Origin of the sequence: Burkholderia sp. 22PA0099, assembly GCF_047497165.1 — a bacterium.
Lineage (GTDB): Bacteria > Pseudomonadota > Gammaproteobacteria > Burkholderiales > Burkholderiaceae > Burkholderia.
Window position 1 is genome coordinate 2682635 of record NZ_CP163165.1, and the last position, 17775, is coordinate 2700409.

Annotated in this window: 14 protein-coding genes, 2 tRNA genes and 1 pseudogene; 1 reads left to right on the forward strand and 16 read right to left on the reverse strand. The window is 63.3% G+C overall.

Translation table 11 applies throughout. The features are described from left to right. Nucleotides 1-473 precede the first annotated feature (473 nt). From bamC to AB4851_RS27345, 3 genes are all read right to left on the reverse strand, one after another. Complete coding sequence (gene bamC, locus AB4851_RS27335) at nucleotides 474-1676, reverse strand: outer membrane protein assembly factor BamC (protein WP_414449574.1); 1203 nt, start codon at nucleotides 1674-1676, stop codon at nucleotides 474-476. A gap of 212 nt (nucleotides 1677-1888) precedes the next feature. Beyond that, nucleotides 1889-1965 (reverse strand) — tRNA-Pro (locus AB4851_RS27340). A 137-nt stretch (nucleotides 1966-2102) separates the two neighbouring features. Further along, a complete protein-coding gene (locus tag AB4851_RS27345; RefSeq protein ID WP_414444940.1) occupies nucleotides 2103-2279 on the reverse strand; it encodes a Flp family type IVb pilin in 177 nt (58 codons plus the stop codon). Between the two features lie 426 nt (nucleotides 2280-2705). On the opposite strand from AB4851_RS27345, the gene AB4851_RS27350 reads away from it, so the two are divergent. Continuing rightward, nucleotides 2706-4877, forward strand: coding sequence for a hypothetical protein (locus AB4851_RS27350; protein ID WP_414449575.1), 2172 nt, complete (start codon nucleotides 2706-2708; stop codon nucleotides 4875-4877). 91 nt (nucleotides 4878-4968) lie between these two features. On the opposite strand, the gene AB4851_RS27355 is transcribed toward AB4851_RS27350, so the two are convergent. From AB4851_RS27355 to AB4851_RS27415, 13 genes and pseudogenes are all read right to left on the reverse strand, one after another. Next, entirely contained in the window at nucleotides 4969-5376 is a 408-nt protein-coding gene (locus AB4851_RS27355; protein ID WP_414449576.1) for a MerR family transcriptional regulator, read from the reverse strand. Nucleotides 5377-5434: 58 nt separating this feature from the next. Beyond that, nucleotides 5435-5824, reverse strand: a complete 390-nt coding sequence (locus AB4851_RS27360) for an integration host factor subunit alpha (RefSeq protein ID WP_414444937.1) — start codon at nucleotides 5822-5824, stop codon at nucleotides 5435-5437. Between the two features lie 87 nt (nucleotides 5825-5911). Next, nucleotides 5912-8341, reverse strand: a complete 2430-nt coding sequence (pheT, locus tag AB4851_RS27365) for a phenylalanine--tRNA ligase subunit beta (protein ID WP_414449577.1) — start codon at nucleotides 8339-8341, stop codon at nucleotides 5912-5914. Nucleotides 8342-8416: 75 nt separating this feature from the next. Next, the gene (gene pheS, locus AB4851_RS27370) at nucleotides 8417-9430 is read right to left on the reverse strand and encodes a phenylalanine--tRNA ligase subunit alpha (RefSeq protein WP_206127167.1); all 1014 of its coding nucleotides are present in this window, start codon (nucleotides 9428-9430) and stop codon (nucleotides 8417-8419) included. A 148-nt stretch (nucleotides 9431-9578) separates the two neighbouring features. Then, entirely contained in the window at nucleotides 9579-9938 is a 360-nt protein-coding gene (gene rplT, locus AB4851_RS27375; RefSeq protein WP_004192938.1) for a 50S ribosomal protein L20, read from the reverse strand. Nucleotides 9939-9967: 29 nt separating this feature from the next. Next, nucleotides 9968-10165 (reverse strand): 50S ribosomal protein L35, encoded by a 198-nt coding sequence (rpmI, locus tag AB4851_RS27380; protein WP_006052501.1) that lies wholly within the window; start codon nucleotides 10163-10165, stop codon nucleotides 9968-9970. 191 nt (nucleotides 10166-10356) lie between these two features. Next, the gene (gene infC, locus AB4851_RS27385) at nucleotides 10357-10881 is read right to left on the reverse strand and encodes a translation initiation factor IF-3 (protein ID WP_414445573.1); all 525 of its coding nucleotides are present in this window, start codon (nucleotides 10879-10881) and stop codon (nucleotides 10357-10359) included. A 49-nt stretch (nucleotides 10882-10930) separates the two neighbouring features. Then, complete coding sequence (gene thrS / locus AB4851_RS27390; RefSeq protein WP_414444935.1) at nucleotides 10931-12838, reverse strand: threonine--tRNA ligase; 1908 nt, start codon at nucleotides 12836-12838, stop codon at nucleotides 10931-10933. Nucleotides 12839-13086: 248 nt separating this feature from the next. Next, nucleotides 13087-13163, reverse strand: a tRNA-Val gene (locus AB4851_RS27395). Between the two features lie 79 nt (nucleotides 13164-13242). Continuing rightward, nucleotides 13243-15480 carry a RelA/SpoT family protein gene (locus AB4851_RS27400; RefSeq protein ID WP_414449578.1) on the reverse strand — a complete coding sequence of 746 codons (2238 nt, stop codon included), beginning with the start codon at nucleotides 15478-15480 and terminating at the stop codon, nucleotides 13243-13245. 36 nt (nucleotides 15481-15516) lie between these two features. After that, nucleotides 15517-15870 (reverse strand): RidA family protein, encoded by a 354-nt coding sequence (locus AB4851_RS27405; protein ID WP_414444933.1) that lies wholly within the window; start codon nucleotides 15868-15870, stop codon nucleotides 15517-15519. 81 nt (nucleotides 15871-15951) lie between these two features. Beyond that, a pseudogene (locus tag AB4851_RS27410) lies at nucleotides 15952-16949 on the reverse strand (alpha/beta fold hydrolase); the annotation flags it as partial. 184 nt (nucleotides 16950-17133) lie between these two features. Next, a complete protein-coding gene (locus AB4851_RS27415) occupies nucleotides 17134-17775 on the reverse strand; it encodes a CoA transferase subunit B (RefSeq protein WP_414444932.1) in 642 nt (213 codons plus the stop codon).

The following is a 17775-nucleotide window of genomic DNA, read 5'->3' on the forward strand; positions in this document are numbered from 1 at the left end:
CCAGCCTGCCCCGGCATTCGTGCTCCCATCGAGGGGGGACCGCACAAAAAAAATTGCCCGCGCTTAAATAAAGCGCGGGCAAAACCGTCGCCCTACGAGGATAGGCGACGGGGCCAACGGGGCTCATGCTCGCGCATGAGCCATCAAGCCTGTCCGGGGCGGGGGCGCACCGAAACGATGACGATGACCGCGACGACGAATGCGGCGTCAAACCGCTCCACGTCACGCACGATGTGCGAAGGCAACATCATCCGAATGATTTAAAGCAGCTTCCGTGCCAATCCATAAAACCACCATAAGCCTTTGATTTAAATCGCTTAATGTTTATTCACACAGGAATCATAAGTGGACTGATCCGTCCCGTTACCGGGTAACGTTACGTAACGCCCCGTCATTCCTCATATCGTTTCCGGCGCGCCAAAGAAAAAGCCCGCCAGGCGGCGGGCTTTGGACTACGCGCTGCGACGCAGCGATCAGCGCAGTTGATTCACGAGCAACGTCATGATCTGACGGCCCGGGCCGGTCGAATCGACGCCACCGTTGGCATCGACGACGGCAACGCGAGTCTGGTCCTGCGTCAGCGCCTTCACGTTGACGAGATACTGCTTCGCCGTCTTTTCCTTCTTGCCGTGGAACAACTGGCTCCAGAAGCCCTGCTCGGCCGAGGTCAAATCCTTCGGATCGACGTAGCGCACGTAGTAGAGGCCCTTCGTGCGGTCGCGATCGTCCACCGTGAAGTTGGCACGGTCAAGCGCCAGACCGACGCGCAACCACGCACGATCGTACGGCTCCGGCAGCGTCACGTCGCCCGGCACCGTCTCGGAATCGCTCCCGGCGTTGTCACGCGACGTCGGCGCGGCTGCATTGGCAACGTTCTGTGCCGCAACCGATGCCGCTGCGGCATCGCCGCCCTTGCCCGCCGCGGGTGCCGAGGCGCTGGTGATGGTCGTACCGCCCGTCTTCGCGCGGGTATCGTTCTGCGCGAGCGCCACCATCAGGCGCTTCAGGTATTCGGCTTCCAGCGCCGGATCGTTGGGCTTCGTTTCCCACTTGCTCGAATCGTTATTCGTGCCGGTCAGCGCTTCGCGCATGCCCTTCTGGCTGACGAACACATAGGTGCCACCGCCCGGCGCGCTTTCGAGGCGCGTGCGGTACTTGTTGCGCTCGGCGGTGACGTACGAGTTGCCCATCGCCTTCGAGATCACGCCGCGAATCAGGCCCTCGCCAACCGACGGATGCGTTTCGTTCCAGTCGGTTTCCATGACGCCCTTGTCGCGCTGATCGATGACCAGCAGGAAACCCTGCTCCTGCCAGAAGCGGCGCACTTGCGGCCAGACCTCGGCGGGTGCCTGCGCGTCGATGACGAGCCAGCTTTCGGTGCCATCGCGTTGCAGATGCATGCCCGGCGTGACGGGCACGACGGCCGTATCGGTTTGCGGCGCGACCTGCTGCGTTTGCTGCAGGCTCGACAGCGAGGTTTCGCCACCCGCCGGCGGCAGCGAGCGCTGGTCGGCCGTTTCATCCATCATGTTCGGCGGCACCGCGAGCGATACCTCCTTGGTCCGGGAATCGCTCTTGTAGTCGATTTTCGTGGGCGACGGCGAGCTGCACCCTGCCACGAACGCACCGGTTGCCAGCACAACCGCAAACCGCTTGATAAGACGAAGATCAGACATGTTCAGGGAATCCTTCCGGCTAGAGGCCACGGGCACTTTTCCGTGGATCAACCGCGCATTTTACCGGGGTCACGCCGTCACGTGCAAAAAGCTGAGGGTCGTTTATGCCGATGACGGGATGTGGGAGGTAAATCGGTGAGCAAGTTAGAGAGTCAGGGCCGAGAAAAAACCAAAAAGCCCGCATAACCTTTTGGTTATGCGGGCTTTGTTCTTGGTCGGGGCGAGAGGATTTGAACCTCCGACCACCTGCACCCCATGCAGGTACGCTACCAGGCTGCGCTACGCCCCGAAAGAACGAAAGTATATCAGACAGTTTGTCCGCGCAGAACCATCATCGAGCACTTTTTTGCGGGGTCGCTCGCGCAACGCGTCCTGCCAGGCAGGGCAAACCGCCATCCCGCAGTCGTAACGCAGCACGCAAACGTTTCAAAAATGAGGGAAAAGAGAAGCAACGTAGACGAATGCGCTAGCGGTCGCATCGCTGATCGAACGCATCCCCATCGCCATCCCCGCAAGGATGGCACCACCCATCAAGCCGTATTCCACGGCGGTCGCGCCTGACTCATCCGCCAGAAAACGCGCCATCAAACCCTTCATATTCATTCCCCAATTGCGTGGTCTTATATCTTTATTGATGCAAATCATACCTCGCACAAAATGACGAGTCCGTGGCGGCAACGAAAAAGTGTCACGCCTGTCGCGCGATTTCGTCACATTCGCAATTCGCCGCAGGCATCGGCATCGTTCGGTGCGCCGAAATCGTGCCGCACGCCCATGTTTTTGGTCCGCGCGCCTCCGCACACAACACAACTCATACGTTTGTTTGAATTTCCGCGTTTGAATTTTCGCCGACGGCCGCCCGCCGTTCGCGCGACGACTCGCTCCGTCGCATCGCAACACGGCGACCGTGTGTTTGGTACGGCTTCTCTAGCTCGCCTATGCCAGACTTTCACGCAGTCGGATCGCACCGACATCTCGGCCCGGGCAGCAGCCACGCACCACGGGCCGACCGACAGGGAGACGATAACTATGCGGAAATCGGCATCGCGTGCCCATCGCACGCGTTTTGCGCTTGCGCGTCGCGCGGGCTGGCATGGGCTGTCGCGGCCGGTCGCCGCGCTTGCGCTCGCCACCTTGCTGCTGGCGGCCGGCTGTGCGGAGCCGTCGGCCAACGCCCGCGCCGACACCAATGCCGTTGTACCGAAGCTCGATCGCGACAAGGCCGCGCAACTGCGACGCGAACAGCAGATCGCGCGCACCGTGCCGTCGCTCGGTTCGATCCATCTCGCCCAGCCGCGCCCGGTCACGCTGCGAGATTCCGGCCAGGATGGCGCGATCACGATGTTGCGCGACGTCGATTTCCGCATCGTTGGCGACCTCGGCTTCTACGTGCATCAGCTATCGGCCACGCTCGTCCCATCCCGAGTGGGTGCGCCGATCGTGTTCGACGATCCGTCGACGTTCGCCATCGACGTGCATCGCGGCATCGTCACGCTCGACGACACCAAGCTCACCGCCGTCTTCAACAACTATCTGTTCGGCTATCGCAACGCGCCGCTGCGCAAGCTGAAGGTGTCGGCCGGCGACGGCACGATTCATCTGGAAGGCGAAATGAAGCGCGGCGGCTGGGTGCCGTTCTCGCTGACCGGCACGCTCTCGGTGCGCGACGGCTCGCAGCTCGTGTTCCATCCGAGCACGGTGCGCGTGCAGGGGCTCGACGCCAATCCCGTGATGCGCGCGGCCAACGTCAAGCTGGCCGATCTGCTGCAGATCGATACGCCGGTCGCGAAACTGACGGGCGACGATCTGGTCATGCAGGTCGACAAGCTGATGCCGCCGCCGCAACTGAAGCTGACCGTGGTGGCGCTGCGCATCACGCCGGCCGGCCTCGATCTGGCTTTCGACGACGGCACGCACGCCGGCCTCGCGATGCCCGACGGCGCACCGCAGCAGGCGATGCTGATTCGCGGCGGCGATGTGAAGTTCATGCGCTCGATGCCGATGAACGCCGACATTCTGATCGCGCCAACCCAGCCCGCCACGCACGCCGCGCCGTTCGTGTTCGATCTGTATCACTACCGCGACCAGGTTTCGACCGGCTATTTCAATTTCGCGCCAAGCGGCGCGATGACGATCAGGATTCCGTCCTATGCGGGCGCGAAACCGCCGGCCAATGCGATCGGCGCGGCCGGCGCGCGCCTGAACGACAGCTTCGCCGACGCGCAGCAAGCGTCGCTGCGCGACGCACGCCAACGCTGGTTCTCCGATGCGTTGGCCGGCGGCGGCACGGCGGCCGCCCCGAACACGGCCAACGCCGCCCCGGCCGACGAACGTCACGTATCGAACAAGATCACGTCGATCCAATTGCGCAACGTCGATTTCACGATCTCGGGCAACATCGGCTTCCACGTCGACCGGCTCGACGCGCAAATGGTGCCGCGCCGCCCCGGCGAACCGGTCGACCTCGACGATCCGAACCAATACGACATCAAGATTCTCGGCGGGTCGGTGCTCGAACCGTGGCCGGCGATGAACGCGCTGTTCAACGACTACCTGCTCGACTACACGCCGCGCGCGCTGAACGACCTGAAGCTTGCACCCGACGGCACGAACCTGCGCGTGACGGGAGGCATCCGGCTCTGGAATCACGTGCCGCCCGGTGTCTGGCTGCCGACCTCGATGAACGGCACGATCGCCGTGCTCGACGGCCGCCATATCGCCTACACGCCCACCCAGGTCTCCGTGCTCGGCGTGCCGCAGGCGAAGCTGCTGCGCGCGCTCGGCATCGAGCTCGCCTCGTTGACGCCGCTGCGCCGGCGCGGTGCCGAATTGCGCGGCGACGCGCTCGTGCTCGATCAGTACACGGTGTTCCCGCCACCGGCGCTGAAAGGCCAGTTGACCCAGGCCAGTGTCGAAGCGAATGGCCTGCGGCTCACTTTCAATCGTGTGCCCGATGCACCGCCGCTGCCGAAGCCCGGCACCAGCGCCGCCAGCTATATCTGGATGGAAGGCGGCGACATGAAGATGTTCAACGTGCTGGAGACCAACCTGCGCGCGTTGATCGAAAACACGACGCAGCAGGGGCCGATGCAATTCGATCTGTACGGCTATCGCGCGCAGGTATCGAAGGGCTCGGTGCGCATGGCGGCCGACGGCACGCTGCTCGTCGACCTCGGCAAGACCAACCCGCTCGCGCCGTAACACATCACGCGAGACCACCGCATCATGAAAAAAGCCCGCGAGGCACTTGCCTGCGGGCTTTGTTTTGACCTGGCCACCACGGCCACGCTGCCTACTTGCGTTCGAGCACGTCGATCACGGCAAGCAGCGCGCGCCGCAACTGGTCGACATCCACGGCCTCGGCGACGCTGGTTTCTTCAGCCGCGGGAAACAGCGCCTCCTGCTCGGTGGGCATCGCGCTGCGATCCGAAGCATGCGAATCGAGCCGATTGCGTGCCCCGTTGATCGTGAACCCCTGCTCGTAGAGCAGCTCACGAATTCGCCGGATCAACAGCACCTCGTGGTGCTGGTAATAGCGACGGTTGCCACGGCGCTTCACCGGGCGAAGCTGCGTAAACTCCTGCTCCCAATAACGCAGCACATGCGGCTTCACACCGCATAGCTCGCTGACTTCACCGATCGTGAAGTAGCGCTTCGCGGGAATCGGGGGCAACACGACTTTCTCAACCGTCGATGTCATCGTCAGTCAACCGTCGGTAAGCGCGGGAGCCGCGCGGCAGCACGCAAGCGCGTGCAGGTCAGCCTTCTGCGCCGTTTTCGACGAGCGCCTTCAACTTCTGGCTCGCGTGGAACGTGACGACACGGCGTGCGGCGATCGGAATCGCCTCGCCCGTCTTGGGGTTGCGCCCCGGACGCTGCGGCTTGTCGCGCAACTGGAAATTGCCGAAACCGGACAGCTTCACGCTCTCGCCATTCTCGAGCGCATCGCGGATCACTTCGAAGAAGGCCTCGACCATGTCCTTCGCTTCCCGCTTGTTGAGCCCGACGCTGTCGAACAGCAGTTCGGCCAGCTCCGCCTTGGTCAGCGTAGGCGTTTCGCCGGACTGCGCCGGCGCCACATCGCGGTTCAGGGCGCTGCGCTGCGCCGTCAGGAGGGCTTCGAATTCACTCGAGTTCATGTCATTCATATCTGCAAAACTTGCGCATTATCCCTGGTCAAAACCGACCGGAGCCTCGTGCCCCCGGCCGGCTCCCGCGTATCCCGGCGGCTCGGTTCAGCCGCGCAGACGCGCGCCGTGAACCTGCATGCTGCCAACGAGGGCCTGGATCGCGAGATCGACCGTTTCGTCCTGCAGCGTGCCGGCCGGGTCCTGCAAGGTGACGCGGAATGCCAGGCTTTTCTCGTGCGCGGCCAAACCACCGGAAGTGTTTGATTTTGCACGAAATTCGTCAAAGAGTACAACCTTCTGAACGAACTTGCACGGCTCGCTGGCGAGCGCATCCTTCATCGCGTCGAACAAGGCCTGGACCTCGATTTTTTGATCGACGACAACGGCGATGTCGCGACGCACCGGCGGGAATTTCGATACGTCGGACGGTGCCGGCAGCGCGCGCGCGATCAGCGCATCGGTATCGATCTCGAACATCATCGGGGCGTGCGGCAGCTCGTATTGCTGCATCAGGCGCGGGTGCAATTCGCCGACCCAGCCGACCGTCTTGCCGTCGAGCTCGATGCGGGCGCTACGGCCCGGATGCAGCGCCGGGTGTTCCGCTTTCACAAAACGCGCAACGGCCGGCGCGAGCAGCGCCTCGACATCGCCCTTCACGTCGAAGAAATCGACCTGACGGGTCGCCGCACCCCACTGCTCGTCGAGCTGCGGGCCGTAGGCCAGCGCACCGACGCGCTTCGGCTGGGCATAGCCCTCGACCGTCAACTCGCCCGCGGCCACCGACGCATCGGCGATGAACACGCGGCCCGTCTCGAACACACGCACGCGCTCGGCACGACGGTTCAGGTTGTGACGCAGCACATTGACGAGGCTGCCGAACAGCGTGGTGCGCATCACCGACAACTGGCTCGCGATCGGATTCAGCAAGCGTACCGGCTGGGTATTGCCCGCGAAATCGCGTTCCCAATCCGCATCGACAAAGCTGAAGTTGACCGTTTCCGCGTAGTCGCGCGCGGCCAGCGCATGACGGATCGTGTGGATCGAACGCTGCGTTTCGTTGGTCGCGCGCATTTCGCTGATCGCCACCGGCGGACGCGCGGGAATGTTTTCGAAACCGTAGATGCGCGCGACTTCTTCGATCAGGTCTTCCTCGATCTCGATGTCGAAGCGATGCGGCGGCGGCGTCACGAGGAACGTGTCGCCGTCGCGCGTGAAGCTCAGGCCCAGGCGCGTGAAGATGCCGCCGATTTCCTGCGCGTCGATCGGTACGCCGATGATGCGATTCGCGCGCGCAACGCGCATGGCCACCGGCGCGCGCACCGGCAGGTTCACGGATTGATCGTCGACCGGGCCGGCCTGGCCGCCGCAGATGTCGAGGATCAGTTGCGTGATGTGTTCGAGGTGTTCGACCGTGGTCGAGTAATCGACACCGCGTTCGAAACGGTGCGCGGCATCGGTCGAGAAGTTGTACTTGCGCGCGCGGCCGCGCACGCTGTCCGGCCACCAGAACGCCGCTTCGAGGTAGATATTGGCCGTGTCGAGCGAGACAGCCGTGCTGTCGCCACCCATGATGCCGGCCAAGCTCTCGACCTGACCTTCGTCGGCGATCACGCCGACGGTTTCGTCGAGCTCGATGGTATTGCCGTTCAGCAGCTTGAGCGTTTCGCCACGCTTCCCCCAGCGCACGTCCACCGTGCCGTGGATCTTGTCCAGATCGAACACATGCGACGGACGGCCCAGCTCGAACATCACGTAGTTCGAGATGTCGACGAGCGCCGACACGCTGCGCTGGCCCGCGCGCTCGAGGCGCTCGACCATCCATTGCGGCGTCTTGGCCCGTGCGTTCACGCCGCGGATCACGCGACCCGAGAAGCGGCCGCACAGGTCGGGCGCGGAAATGCGCACCGGCAGCGTTTCATTCAACTCGACCTTGGCCGGCGGGAACGCCACGGCCTTCAGCGACGCGCCGGTAATCGCGGCCGTTTCGCGCGCGATGCCGTAAACCGACAGGCAGTCCGCCTTGTTCGGCGTCAGCTTGATTTCGAAGATCGTGTCGTCGAGATTCAGCGTCTCGCGGATGTCCTGACCGATCGGCGTATCTTCCGGCAGGATCATCAGGCCACTGTGATCTTCCGACAGCTTCAGTTCGCGTGCCGAGCAGAGCATGCCCTGGCTCTCGACGCCGCGCAGCTTCGACAGCTTGATCAGGAACGGCTTGCCACCCTCTTCGGCCGGCGGCAGCTCGGCCCCCACCAGGGCGACCGGCACCTTGATGCCCGGCGCCACGTTCGGCGCGCCGCAGACGATGTTCAGCGTCGCGCCGGCGCCGGCGTCGACCTGACACACGTTCAGCTTGTCCGCGTCCGGATGCTTGACCACTTCGAGCACGCGGCCGACGACGATGCGCGACGTCGCCGGCGCGACGGCACGCAGCGATTCGACTTCGAGGCCGGCCATCGTCAGCGCGTGCGACAGCTCGTCCGTCGTCAATTGCGGATCGACAAAGGTTCTCAACCAGGATTCAGGGAATTGCATGGGTGTCTACGTTCGAAACAGGTTAGATCGGGTCGGTCGCGCGGCCGGCGTCGCCTGACGCGCCGCGCAGCCGGCTCACGCGAACTGGCGGAGGAAGCGCAGATCGTTCTCGAAGAACAGGCGCAGATCCTGCACGCCGTAGCGCAACATCGTGAGCCGTTCGAGACCGCTGCCGAACGCGAAGCCGATGTAGCGCTCCGGGTCGAGACCCATATTGCGGATGACCGTCGGATGCACCTGGCCCGAGCCCGAAATCTCGAGCCATTTGCCGGCGTTCTTGCCGTGTTCGAACATCATGTCGATCTCGGCAGACGGTTCGGTAAACGGGAAGTACGACGGACGGAAGCGCACGAGAATGTCGTCGCGCTCGAAGAATTTCTTCAGAAAATCGGTGTAGACGCCCTTCAGGTCGGCGAAGCTGACGTTCTCTTCGATCCACAGGCCTTCGACCTGATTGAACATCGGCGAGTGCGTGGCATCGCTGTCGACGCGATACGTACGGCCCGGCGCGATGACCTTGATCGGCGGCTTGTTCATGCGCGCGTAGCGAACCTGCATCGGGCTCGTATGCGTGCGCAGCAGCAGTTGACGCCCTTCGGCGTCCTTGCCGTCGACGTAGAACGTATCCTGCATCGAACGGGCCGGATGGTTTTCCGGGCTGTTCAGCGAGGTGAAGTTGTACCAGTCGGTTTCGATTTCGGGGCCGTCGGCCACATCGAAACCGATCGAACGGAAAATCTGTTCGACGCGTTCCCAGGTGCGCATCACCGGGTGCAGGCTGCCCGCACCGGCGCCGCGGCCCGGCAGGGTCACGTCGATGGCCTCGGAGGTGAGGCGTTGATTCAGGAGTGCGTCGGCGAGCGCCTGGCGTCGCGCGGTGAGCGCGCCTTCCACTTGCTGCTTCGCAACGTTGATGCGCGCGCCTTCGGTCTTGCGCGCTTCGGGATCGAGTTTGCCAAGCCCTTTCAACAGCTCGGTCAGCGCACCCGACTTGCCGAGAAAGCGTGCCTTCTCGTTTTCGAGCGTGGTGATATCGGCAGCCTGTTCGAAGGCCTGCTTCGCGTCAGTGACAATCTGGTCCAGATCCATTGATCCCATCATTTCCAACGTCAATCGTTCTCGGCGAGCAAAACGCTCGATCCAACAAAAACGGGGCTCGGATGAGCCCCGTTTTCGCTGCAGCGGCCGTGACTACCGGAGCCTCGCTGCAACTGACCATGCAGTGCTAATTTCGCAATTAGGCTGCAACGGCGGCTTTCACCTGCTTGACGATCGCGGCAAAAGCAGCCTTGTCGAACACCGCCATGTCAGCCAGAACCTTACGGTCGAGTTCGATCGAAGCCTTCTTCAGGCCGTTGATGAACACGCTGTAGGTCATGTCGTGCTGACGGACTGCCGCATTGATACGCGTGATCCACAGTGCACGGAACACACGCTTCTTGTTGCGACGGTCGCGATAGGCGTACTGACCGGCACGCATCACCGCTTGCTTGGCGATGCGATAGACGTTATTGCGACGACCGCGATAACCCTTGGCCAGGTTGATGATCTTCTTGTGGCGGGCCCGTGCGGTTACCCCACGTTTGACTCGAGGCATATTTCTCTCCTTGGAGTATCAGTTAGGGGTTACGCGAACGGCAGCATGGCGCGGACGGAGTTCAGATCGGAATCATGAACGGCCGTCGAACCGCGCAGGTGGCGCTTGTTCTTCGTGGTTTTCTTGGTCAGGATGTGACGCTTGAAGGCTTGACCGCGCTTGACGGTACCGCCCGGACGCACCACGAAGCGCTTTGCAGCACTCTTCTTGGTCTTCATCTTAGGCATAACAACTCCAGTTTATTAGATGGACGTGGGTGTGCGGCCGGCTTGCGCCCTGAACCGCCCTTTGAAACCCCAATCCACTTGTGTACGGCGCACACACTGCCCGTGCGCCGTCATGTTTGGCGAGCCGCCCTGGCCGGGCCACCCGCCGCACTGCTTGACGAACCGCCGTGCAAGGCACGGCGGTTCGCGCATTACTTCTTCTTTTTCGGAGAAAGCACCATGATCATCTGGCGCCCTTCCATCTTCGGCATCTGCTCGACTTGGCCCACTTCATCGAGATCGGTGCGCAGACGTTCGAGCACGCGCATGCCGATTTCCTGGTGAGCCATTTCACGGCCGCGGAAACGCAACGTGATCTTAGTCTTGTCGCCGTCTTCAAGGAAGCGCAACAGATTGCGAAGCTTGACGTTGTAATCGCCGTCGTCGGTACCCGGACGGAATTTGACTTCCTTGACCTGGATGACCTTCTGTTTCAGCTTCGCTTCGTGCTGCTTCTTGGATTCCTGGTACTTGAACTTGCCGTAATCCATCAGACGGCAAACGGGGGGAACGGCCTGCGGCGCGATCTCCACCAGATCAACATCCAGCTCTTCCGACTTGCGGAAGGCATCGGCGAGTTTCACGATACCGATGGGTTCCCCATCGACCCCGACCAGACGCACTTCCGGCGCATTGATTTCACCGTTGATGCGATGCGACGACTTATCAGTAGCGATGTTACGTTTCCTCTAAAAATTAAAAAAACGAGCCGCGCTGCCAGGGCGGTTACTTGAACGCCCGCAGATCCTGCTGCAGACGCTCAACGAAGGCTTCGACCGGCATTACGCCAAGGTCGACGCCGCCACGGGCACGCACGGCTACCGTTTGTGCTTCACGCTCTTTTTCGCCCGCCACCAGCAGGTACGGCACTTTTTCAAGCGTGTGCTCGCGTATTTTATAGCTAATCTTCTCGTTGCGCAAATCGGCCTCAACTCTAAGCCCTTGTTTTTGCAACGATTGGGTTACGGCCTGTACGTATTCGGCCTGATTTTCCGCGATATTCATCACCACGACCTGCACCGGAGCCAGCCAGGACGGCATTGCGCCGGCGTGATGCTCGATCAGAATGCCGAGGAAACGCTCCATCGAACCGACGATCGCACGGTGCAGCATGACCGGCCGGCGGCGGCTGTTGTCTTCCGCCACGTACTCGGCGCCGAGGCGCTCCGGCAGCACCATGTCGAGCTGCAGCGTGCCGCACTGCCACGACCGGCCCAGCGCGTCCTTGATGTGGTATTCGATCTTCGGACCGTAGAACGCACCCTCGCCCGGCAGCTCTTCCCACTCGAGGCCGCAGGCCGTCAGTGCGTCGCGCAGCCCTTGTTCGGCGCGATCCCAGGTTTCGTCGGTGCCGGCACGCTGATCAGGACGCAGCGACAGCTTGATCGCGATCTGATCGAACCCGAAATCCTTGTAGATGCTCATCGCGAGTTCGTTGAACGCGATCGATTCCGAAATGAACTGGTCTTCGGTACAGAAAATGTGCGCATCGTCCTGCACGAAGCCGCGCACGCGCATCAGGCCATGCAGCGCGCCCGACGCCTCGTTGCGGTGGCACGAGCCGAATTCCGCGTAACGCAGCGGCAGGTCGCGGTACGAGCGCAGGCCGTGATTGAACACCTGGACGTGGCCCGGGCAATTCATCGGCTTGATCGCGTAGTCGCGCTTTTCCGACTCGGTCGTGAACATGTTCTCGCGATAGTTCTGCCAGTGACCCGACGCTTCCCATAGGGAGCGATCCATGATCATCGGCGTCTTGATCTCGAGATAGCCGACCGCGTTCAGGCGGCGGCGGATGTACTGCTCGATCTGCTGCCAGAGCGTCCAGCCCTTCGGATGCCAGAACACCATGCCCGGCGATTCTTCCTGCATGTGGAACAGGTCGAGTTGCTTGGCGAGCTTGCGGTGATCGCGCTTTTCCGCCTCCTCCAGCATGTGCAGGTAGGCTTCCTGGTCTTCCTTCTTGGTCCAGGCCGTGCCGTAGATGCGCTGCAGCTGCTCGTTCTTCGAATCGCCGCGCCAGTAGGCGCCCGCGACCTTCATCAGCTTGAAGACCTTGAGCTTGCCGGTGGACGGCACGTGCGGGCCGCGGCACAGATCGGTGAACCCGCCGTGCGAGTACAGCTTGATGTCGTCGCTCGTCGGGATCGATTCGATGATCTCGGCCTTGTACTTCTCGCCAATACCGCGGAAATACTCGGCGGCTTCCTCGCGCGACACGACGCGCCGCGACACCGGCTCGTCTTTCTTCGCGAGTTCCTGCATGCGCTTCTCGATCTTCTCGAGATCCTCGGGCGTGAACGGGCGGCTGTACGAGAAATCGTAGTAGAAGCCGTTGTCGATGACCGGCCCGATCGTGACTTGCGCTTCCGGATACAGGCTCTTCACCGCGTAGGCCAGCAAGTGGGCCGTCGAATGGCGAATGATGTCGAGGCCGTCTGCGTCCTTGTCGGTCACGATCGCCAGCGACGCATCGTGGTCGATCAGCGTCGAGGTGTCGACGAGCTCGCCGTCGAGCTTGCCGCCGAGCGCGGCCTTCGCGAGGCCGGCGCCGATCGACGCAGCCACTTCGGCAACTGTCACCGGATGCTCGTATTGTCGAACTGAGCCATCGGGCAGGCGTATCGAAACCATAGCAATCTCCGTGATGCCGACAGGACGCGGCAGGCAATGCGTTAAAAAACGACAAAAAAAATGCGGCCCCGCTTTCGAGGGGCCGCATTTCGATGCATCCAAACTACAGGCGAATACGTTCCTCGACTAGCGTCGTTCCGAAGTGGTTCCGGTCAACGTTCGCGATGTCATCACGGTATTTGCCTTGTGCGTAGAGAAAATGTCTACTGCCGCTTCAGACTGATGCTGCCTGCTGAAGCCGATATCGTTGGTAGGCTCGATTGGATTCGAACCAACGACCCCCACCATGTCAAGGTGGTGCTCTAACCAACTGAGCTACGAGCCTAGAGAAACGAGAGTATATGGACCTTTTTCGACTCTGGCAAGCAAATTGTGCGGTGCGGTGATCATGCCGCCCCCATTCATCAGGCCTTGCGTGTCGCGCGCACCACGCCCGACACGTCGCCGAGCAGCGTGCAGGCACGCTGCACCTGCGCCGAATTCGACACTTCCACGGTGAATTGCATGACCGCCGCATTGCGCCGGCTCTGCGTTTTCACGCCGATCACGTTCATCTTCTCGCGCGCGAACACTTCCGAAATATCGCGCAGCAGGCCCTGGCGATCGCTGGCATCGATGATCAGGTCGACCGGATACACCGACGCGCCGCGCCCGCCAAGCACATCGGCCGACCAGGTGGTTTGCAGCACGCGCTCCGGCGCGCGCTCGGACATGCGGCGGAACATCGCACAATCGCTGCGATGGATCGACATGCCCTTGCCACGCGTCACGAAGCCGCTGATCGGATCGGGCGGCGCCGGCCGGCAGCAACGTGCCAACTGCGTGAGCAGCGCATCGACGCCAACCACCAGCACCCCCGTCGAGGCGCCATGTGCGACGCTGGCGCCGCTGCTGCGCTTCTCGAACTGCTCCGGCGCCTCGATGTCGGGCTCCGGCGGCGGCGCATCGGACAGGGCATGCTCGACCGTACGCAGGCTGAACTCTTCCTTGCCGACCGCCGCGAACAGTTCCTCGGGCGCCTTGAAACCGAGCTTCGCCGCCAGGCTGTCGAGGCTGACCGATGTCTTGCCCTCGCGCTGCAAGGTCTTTTCGACCAGCGCCCGGCCTCGCGTGATGATTTCCTGCTGATCGCTGAGATTGAAGAACGCGCGCACCTTCTGGCGTGCCCGCCCGCTCTGCAGGTAGCCGAGCTGCGCGTTCAGCCAGTCGCGCGACGGGCCGCCCTCCTTCACCGCGACGATCTCGACCGTCTGCCCGTTGGCGAGCGGCGTATTGAGCGGCACCATCGAACCGTCCACCCGCGCACCGCGGCAACGGTGGCCGAGTTCGCTGTGCAGGTGATACGCGAAATCGATCGGCGTGGCGCCGTGCGGCAGCGCGATCACGCGCGCCTGCGGCGTCATCACATAGATGTGGTCGTCGTCGAGCGAGGTTTCGCGCAGTTGCGCCCAAGCTTCGTTGCCGGCCTCTTCGGGCTCGCCGTCGGTCACTTCCTCGCGCCAGGCCAGCAGTTGCCGCAGCCAGGCGATCTTCTCGTCGTACTTGTCGCCGGCCGAGAACTGGCCGCCGTAGCCGCGCGCGCCGGCTTCCTTGTAGCGCCAGTGCGCGGCCACGCCGTATTCGGCGAAACGGTGCATCTCCTGGGTACGGATCTGCACCTCGAAGGCACGGCCATCATCGCCGATCACGACCGTATGCAGCGACTTGTAGCCGTTCGGCTTGGGCCGCGAGATGTAGTCGTCGAATTCCCTCGGCACCGGCTGCCACAGGTGATGCACGATGCCCAGCACCGCGTAGCAATCCTTGATGTCGGGGACGATCACGCGAAACGCGCGCACGTCGTACAGCTCGGAGAAATCAAGCTCTTTGCCGCGCATCTTGCGCCAGATGCTGTAGATATGTTTCGGCCGGCCGCTGACTTCGGCGGGGATCTGCGCGGCCGCCAACTCCTGTTCGAGCCGCGCGATCGCCTGCGTCACATAGGCTTCGCGCTCGACGCGTTTTTCGTCGAGCAGCTTGGCGATGCGCTTGTAGGTGACGGCGTCCTCGAAGCGGAACGCCAGATCCTCCAGCTCCCACTTCAGTTGCCAGATGCCGAGCCGGTTCGCGAGCGGCGCATAGATGTCGAGCGTTTCGCGCGCGACATCGGGCGGCGGCTGGCGCTTCGCGGCTGCGTAATAGCGCAACGACTGAAGCCGCGAGGCCAGCCGGATCAGCACCACGCGAATATCCTGCGCGAACGCGAGCAACATCTTGCGCAGCGCTTCGATCTGCGCGCGGCGTTCGGCCTGCGCGTCGCGGTTGCCTTCGGGCACCTGGCGCGCGGCCAGCAGGCTGACCGTGCCGAGCCGCAACAGCTTGCGCACGTCGCTCACCAGCTTCGCGACTTCGTCGCCGAAGCGTTCGGCGATTTCCTTCTCGGGATCGTTCAGATGCGGCGTCAACGGGAACAGCGCGGCGGCCTGCACCGCGTGCGGATCGACGTTGAGCGTGCGCATCAGCGCGACGATGCCGGCAGCGTGATCGACGAGCCGCTCGCCCGAAGACAGGCAGGCGTCGCCCGCGTGCTCGCGCACGAACGCGAGCACATCATCGAACTCGGGGGACGCGGCAGCGGCGTTGGAAGCGGGATCGACGTTCATCGGCTGACCGGCAAAGGCATCGGAGAAGCGGTGCAGTTAGTTCTTTTGAGCGGCGACGACCACGATTTCGACGAGGCAGGCCGGGTTGGCCAGCTTCGCTTCGACGGTGGCGCGCGGCGGCGTGGCGCCCTGCACGACCCACGATTCCCACACTTCGTTCATCGCCGGGAAGTTCACCATGTCGGTGATGTAGATCTGCACCGACAGCAGGTTTGCCTTGTCGCTGTTCACTTCGGCAAGCAGGCGATCGATGTGGCCCAGCACTTCGAGCGTCTGGCCCTTGATGTCCTGCGCCGTGTCTTCGGCGATCTGGCCGGCCAGATAGACGGTACCGTTGTACACGGCGGTTTCGGAAAGACGCGCGCCGACATGATGACGAATGACTGCCATGGAAATCCCTGGAAAGGAGTGAATGAGGTTCGGCCGGCGGCTCGGGCGTACGCGCCCGGGAACCTGCGGCCGAACTGCATATTATGACGCGTCTTGCTCGAAAAATCGGCGGGCGATCGTAATCTGCGCCGGATCGAGGAACGCCGGGGCATGGCCCACGCCCGCAATCTCGACACTCGACACCGCCTTCCCGCGTGCCGTCATCTTGGCGACGGTGGCCGCCGACAGCAGATCCGACCCGGCGCCGCGCACCACCAGCAGCCGCCCCGCGAACGTTTCGAAGGCGCGCCACAGCACCGCCTCGCCGGCTTCGAGCTGCTCCGGCGTAGTGGCGCGAAACGGCTCGGCGATGCGCGGGTCGTAGCGCACGCGCCAGCCGCCGCTCGCCGCATCGTGCGCCAGCAGCGGCGCGTTGATCTCGCGCCATTCCTCGCTGGTCAGCGGACCGAACGATGCGGCAAGCGCCGCGAGATGATCGATGCCGGCCTGCTCGGTATCGAAATGCATGTCCTTGCCGAGATACTCGCCGATCCGTGCGAGCGAATCGGGTTCGATATGCGGACCGACGTCGTTGAGCAGCATCCGCGCGATCGGCGTATCGGGCAGACCGCCGAGCACCATGCCGATCAGACCGCCCATCGAGGTGCCGAACCAGTCGACGCGCTCGACATCGAGCCGCGCGATCAGCGTGACCATGTCGGCCACGTATTGCGGCAGACCATACAGGCGCGGATCGGCCAGCCAGCCGGAGCGGCCTCGCCCGGCCACGTCCGGGCAGATCACGCGGTAGCGGTCGGACAGCGCGGCGGCGAGGCGGTCGAAATCGCGGCCCGAGCGCGTCAGGCCGTGCACGCACACGAGCACGCGCGGATTATCGGGATCACCCCATTCGGTATAGGCAAGACGATGAAGGCCCGCCGGGCTCGCGCATTGCACATGGCGCTCGCGCGGCGAGGCGGAAGACGGGAAGGAATCGGACATCGATGCGTCCTCGCGTTGGGCCGGCCAGGCCGGCGGACCGGCGGGCCGGGACGGCCCGCGCGCAGACGCGATCGATTGTAAACCGCTTCGTTCCGCGCATGCGACGACGCCCGGCACCGAAGCCCGTGACGCTTCATGCGCCCGTCACGCGCGGGTCATCGATGCGCCGCTCGATCGCGACGAGGCGACCACGCATCGGCCGAAAGCAAAAACGCCCCGCGGCGCGAGCCACGGGGCGTTCGTCGAATCAGGGCAACCGCTCGGGCGGCCGCCCCGCTTCGCTCAGGACACGGCGCTGACGTCGAGCGGCGCGCCCGTCTTGGCCTTGACCTCGTCGACGCTCACGCCGTCGGCCAGCTCGATCAGCTTGAGGCCGTCCGGCGTCACTTCGATCACGCCGAGATCGGTGATGATGATGTCGACCACGCCCACGCCCGTCAGCGGCAGATTGCATTCGTCGAGGATCTTGTGCTGATCGCCCTTCGCGACGTGCTCCATCAGCACCACCACGCGCTTGACGCCCGCCACCAGGTCCATCGCGCCGCCCATGCCCTTGATCATCTTGCCCGGGATCATCCAGTTCGCCAGGTCGCCCTTCTTGCTGACCTGCATCGCGCCGAGGATCGCCAGGTTGATGTGGCCGCCGCGGATCATCGCGAACGAATCGGCCGACGAGAAGATCGACGAACCGGGCAGCGTGGTCACCGTCTGCTTGCCCGCATTGATCAGGTCGGCATCGATTTCCTCTTCGGTCGGCGACGGCCCGATGCCGAGCAGCCCGTTTTCCGATTGCAGCCACACTTCGACGCCCGCCGGCACGTGGTTGGCCACCAGCGTCGGCAACCCGATGCCGAGGTTCACGTAGAAGCCGTCTTGCAGTTCCTTGGCCGCGCGCGCAGCCATCTGGTCACGATTCCAGGCCAT

Excerpts from the sequence above, each read along its gene's own strand:
- bamC (WP_414449574.1), bottom strand. The coding sequence starts at position 1,676 with ATGTCTGATCTTCGTCTTATCAAGCGGTTTGCGGTTGTGCTGGCAACC.
- AB4851_RS27345 (WP_414444940.1), bottom strand. The coding sequence starts at position 2,279 with ATGAATATGAAGGGTTTGATGGCGCGTTTTCTGGCGGATGAGTCAGGC.
- AB4851_RS27350 (WP_414449575.1), top strand. The coding sequence starts at position 2,706 with ATGCGGAAATCGGCATCGCGTGCCCATCGCACGCGTTTTGCGCTTGCG.
- AB4851_RS27355 (WP_414449576.1), bottom strand. The coding sequence starts at position 5,376 with ATGACATCGACGGTTGAGAAAGTCGTGTTGCCCCCGATTCCCGCGAAG.
- AB4851_RS27360 (WP_414444937.1), bottom strand. The coding sequence starts at position 5,824 with ATGAATGACATGAACTCGAGTGAATTCGAAGCCCTCCTGACGGCGCAG.
- pheT (WP_414449577.1), bottom strand. The coding sequence starts at position 8,341 with ATGCAATTCCCTGAATCCTGGTTGAGAACCTTTGTCGATCCGCAATTG.
- pheS (WP_206127167.1), bottom strand. The coding sequence starts at position 9,430 with ATGGATCTGGACCAGATTGTCACTGACGCGAAGCAGGCCTTCGAACAG.
- rplT (WP_004192938.1), bottom strand. The coding sequence starts at position 9,938 with ATGCCTCGAGTCAAACGTGGGGTAACCGCACGGGCCCGCCACAAGAAG.
- rpmI (WP_006052501.1), bottom strand. The coding sequence starts at position 10,165 with ATGCCTAAGATGAAGACCAAGAAGAGTGCTGCAAAGCGCTTCGTGGTG.
- thrS (WP_414444935.1), bottom strand. The coding sequence starts at position 12,838 with ATGGTTTCGATACGCCTGCCCGATGGCTCAGTTCGACAATACGAGCAT.
- AB4851_RS27400 (WP_414449578.1), bottom strand. The coding sequence starts at position 15,480 with ATGAACGTCGATCCCGCTTCCAACGCCGCTGCCGCGTCCCCCGAGTTC.
- AB4851_RS27405 (WP_414444933.1), bottom strand. The coding sequence starts at position 15,870 with ATGGCAGTCATTCGTCATCATGTCGGCGCGCGTCTTTCCGAAACCGCC.
- AB4851_RS27415 (WP_414444932.1), bottom strand. The coding sequence starts at position 17,775 with ATGGCCTGGAATCGTGACCAGATGGCTGCGCGCGCGGCCAAGGAACTG.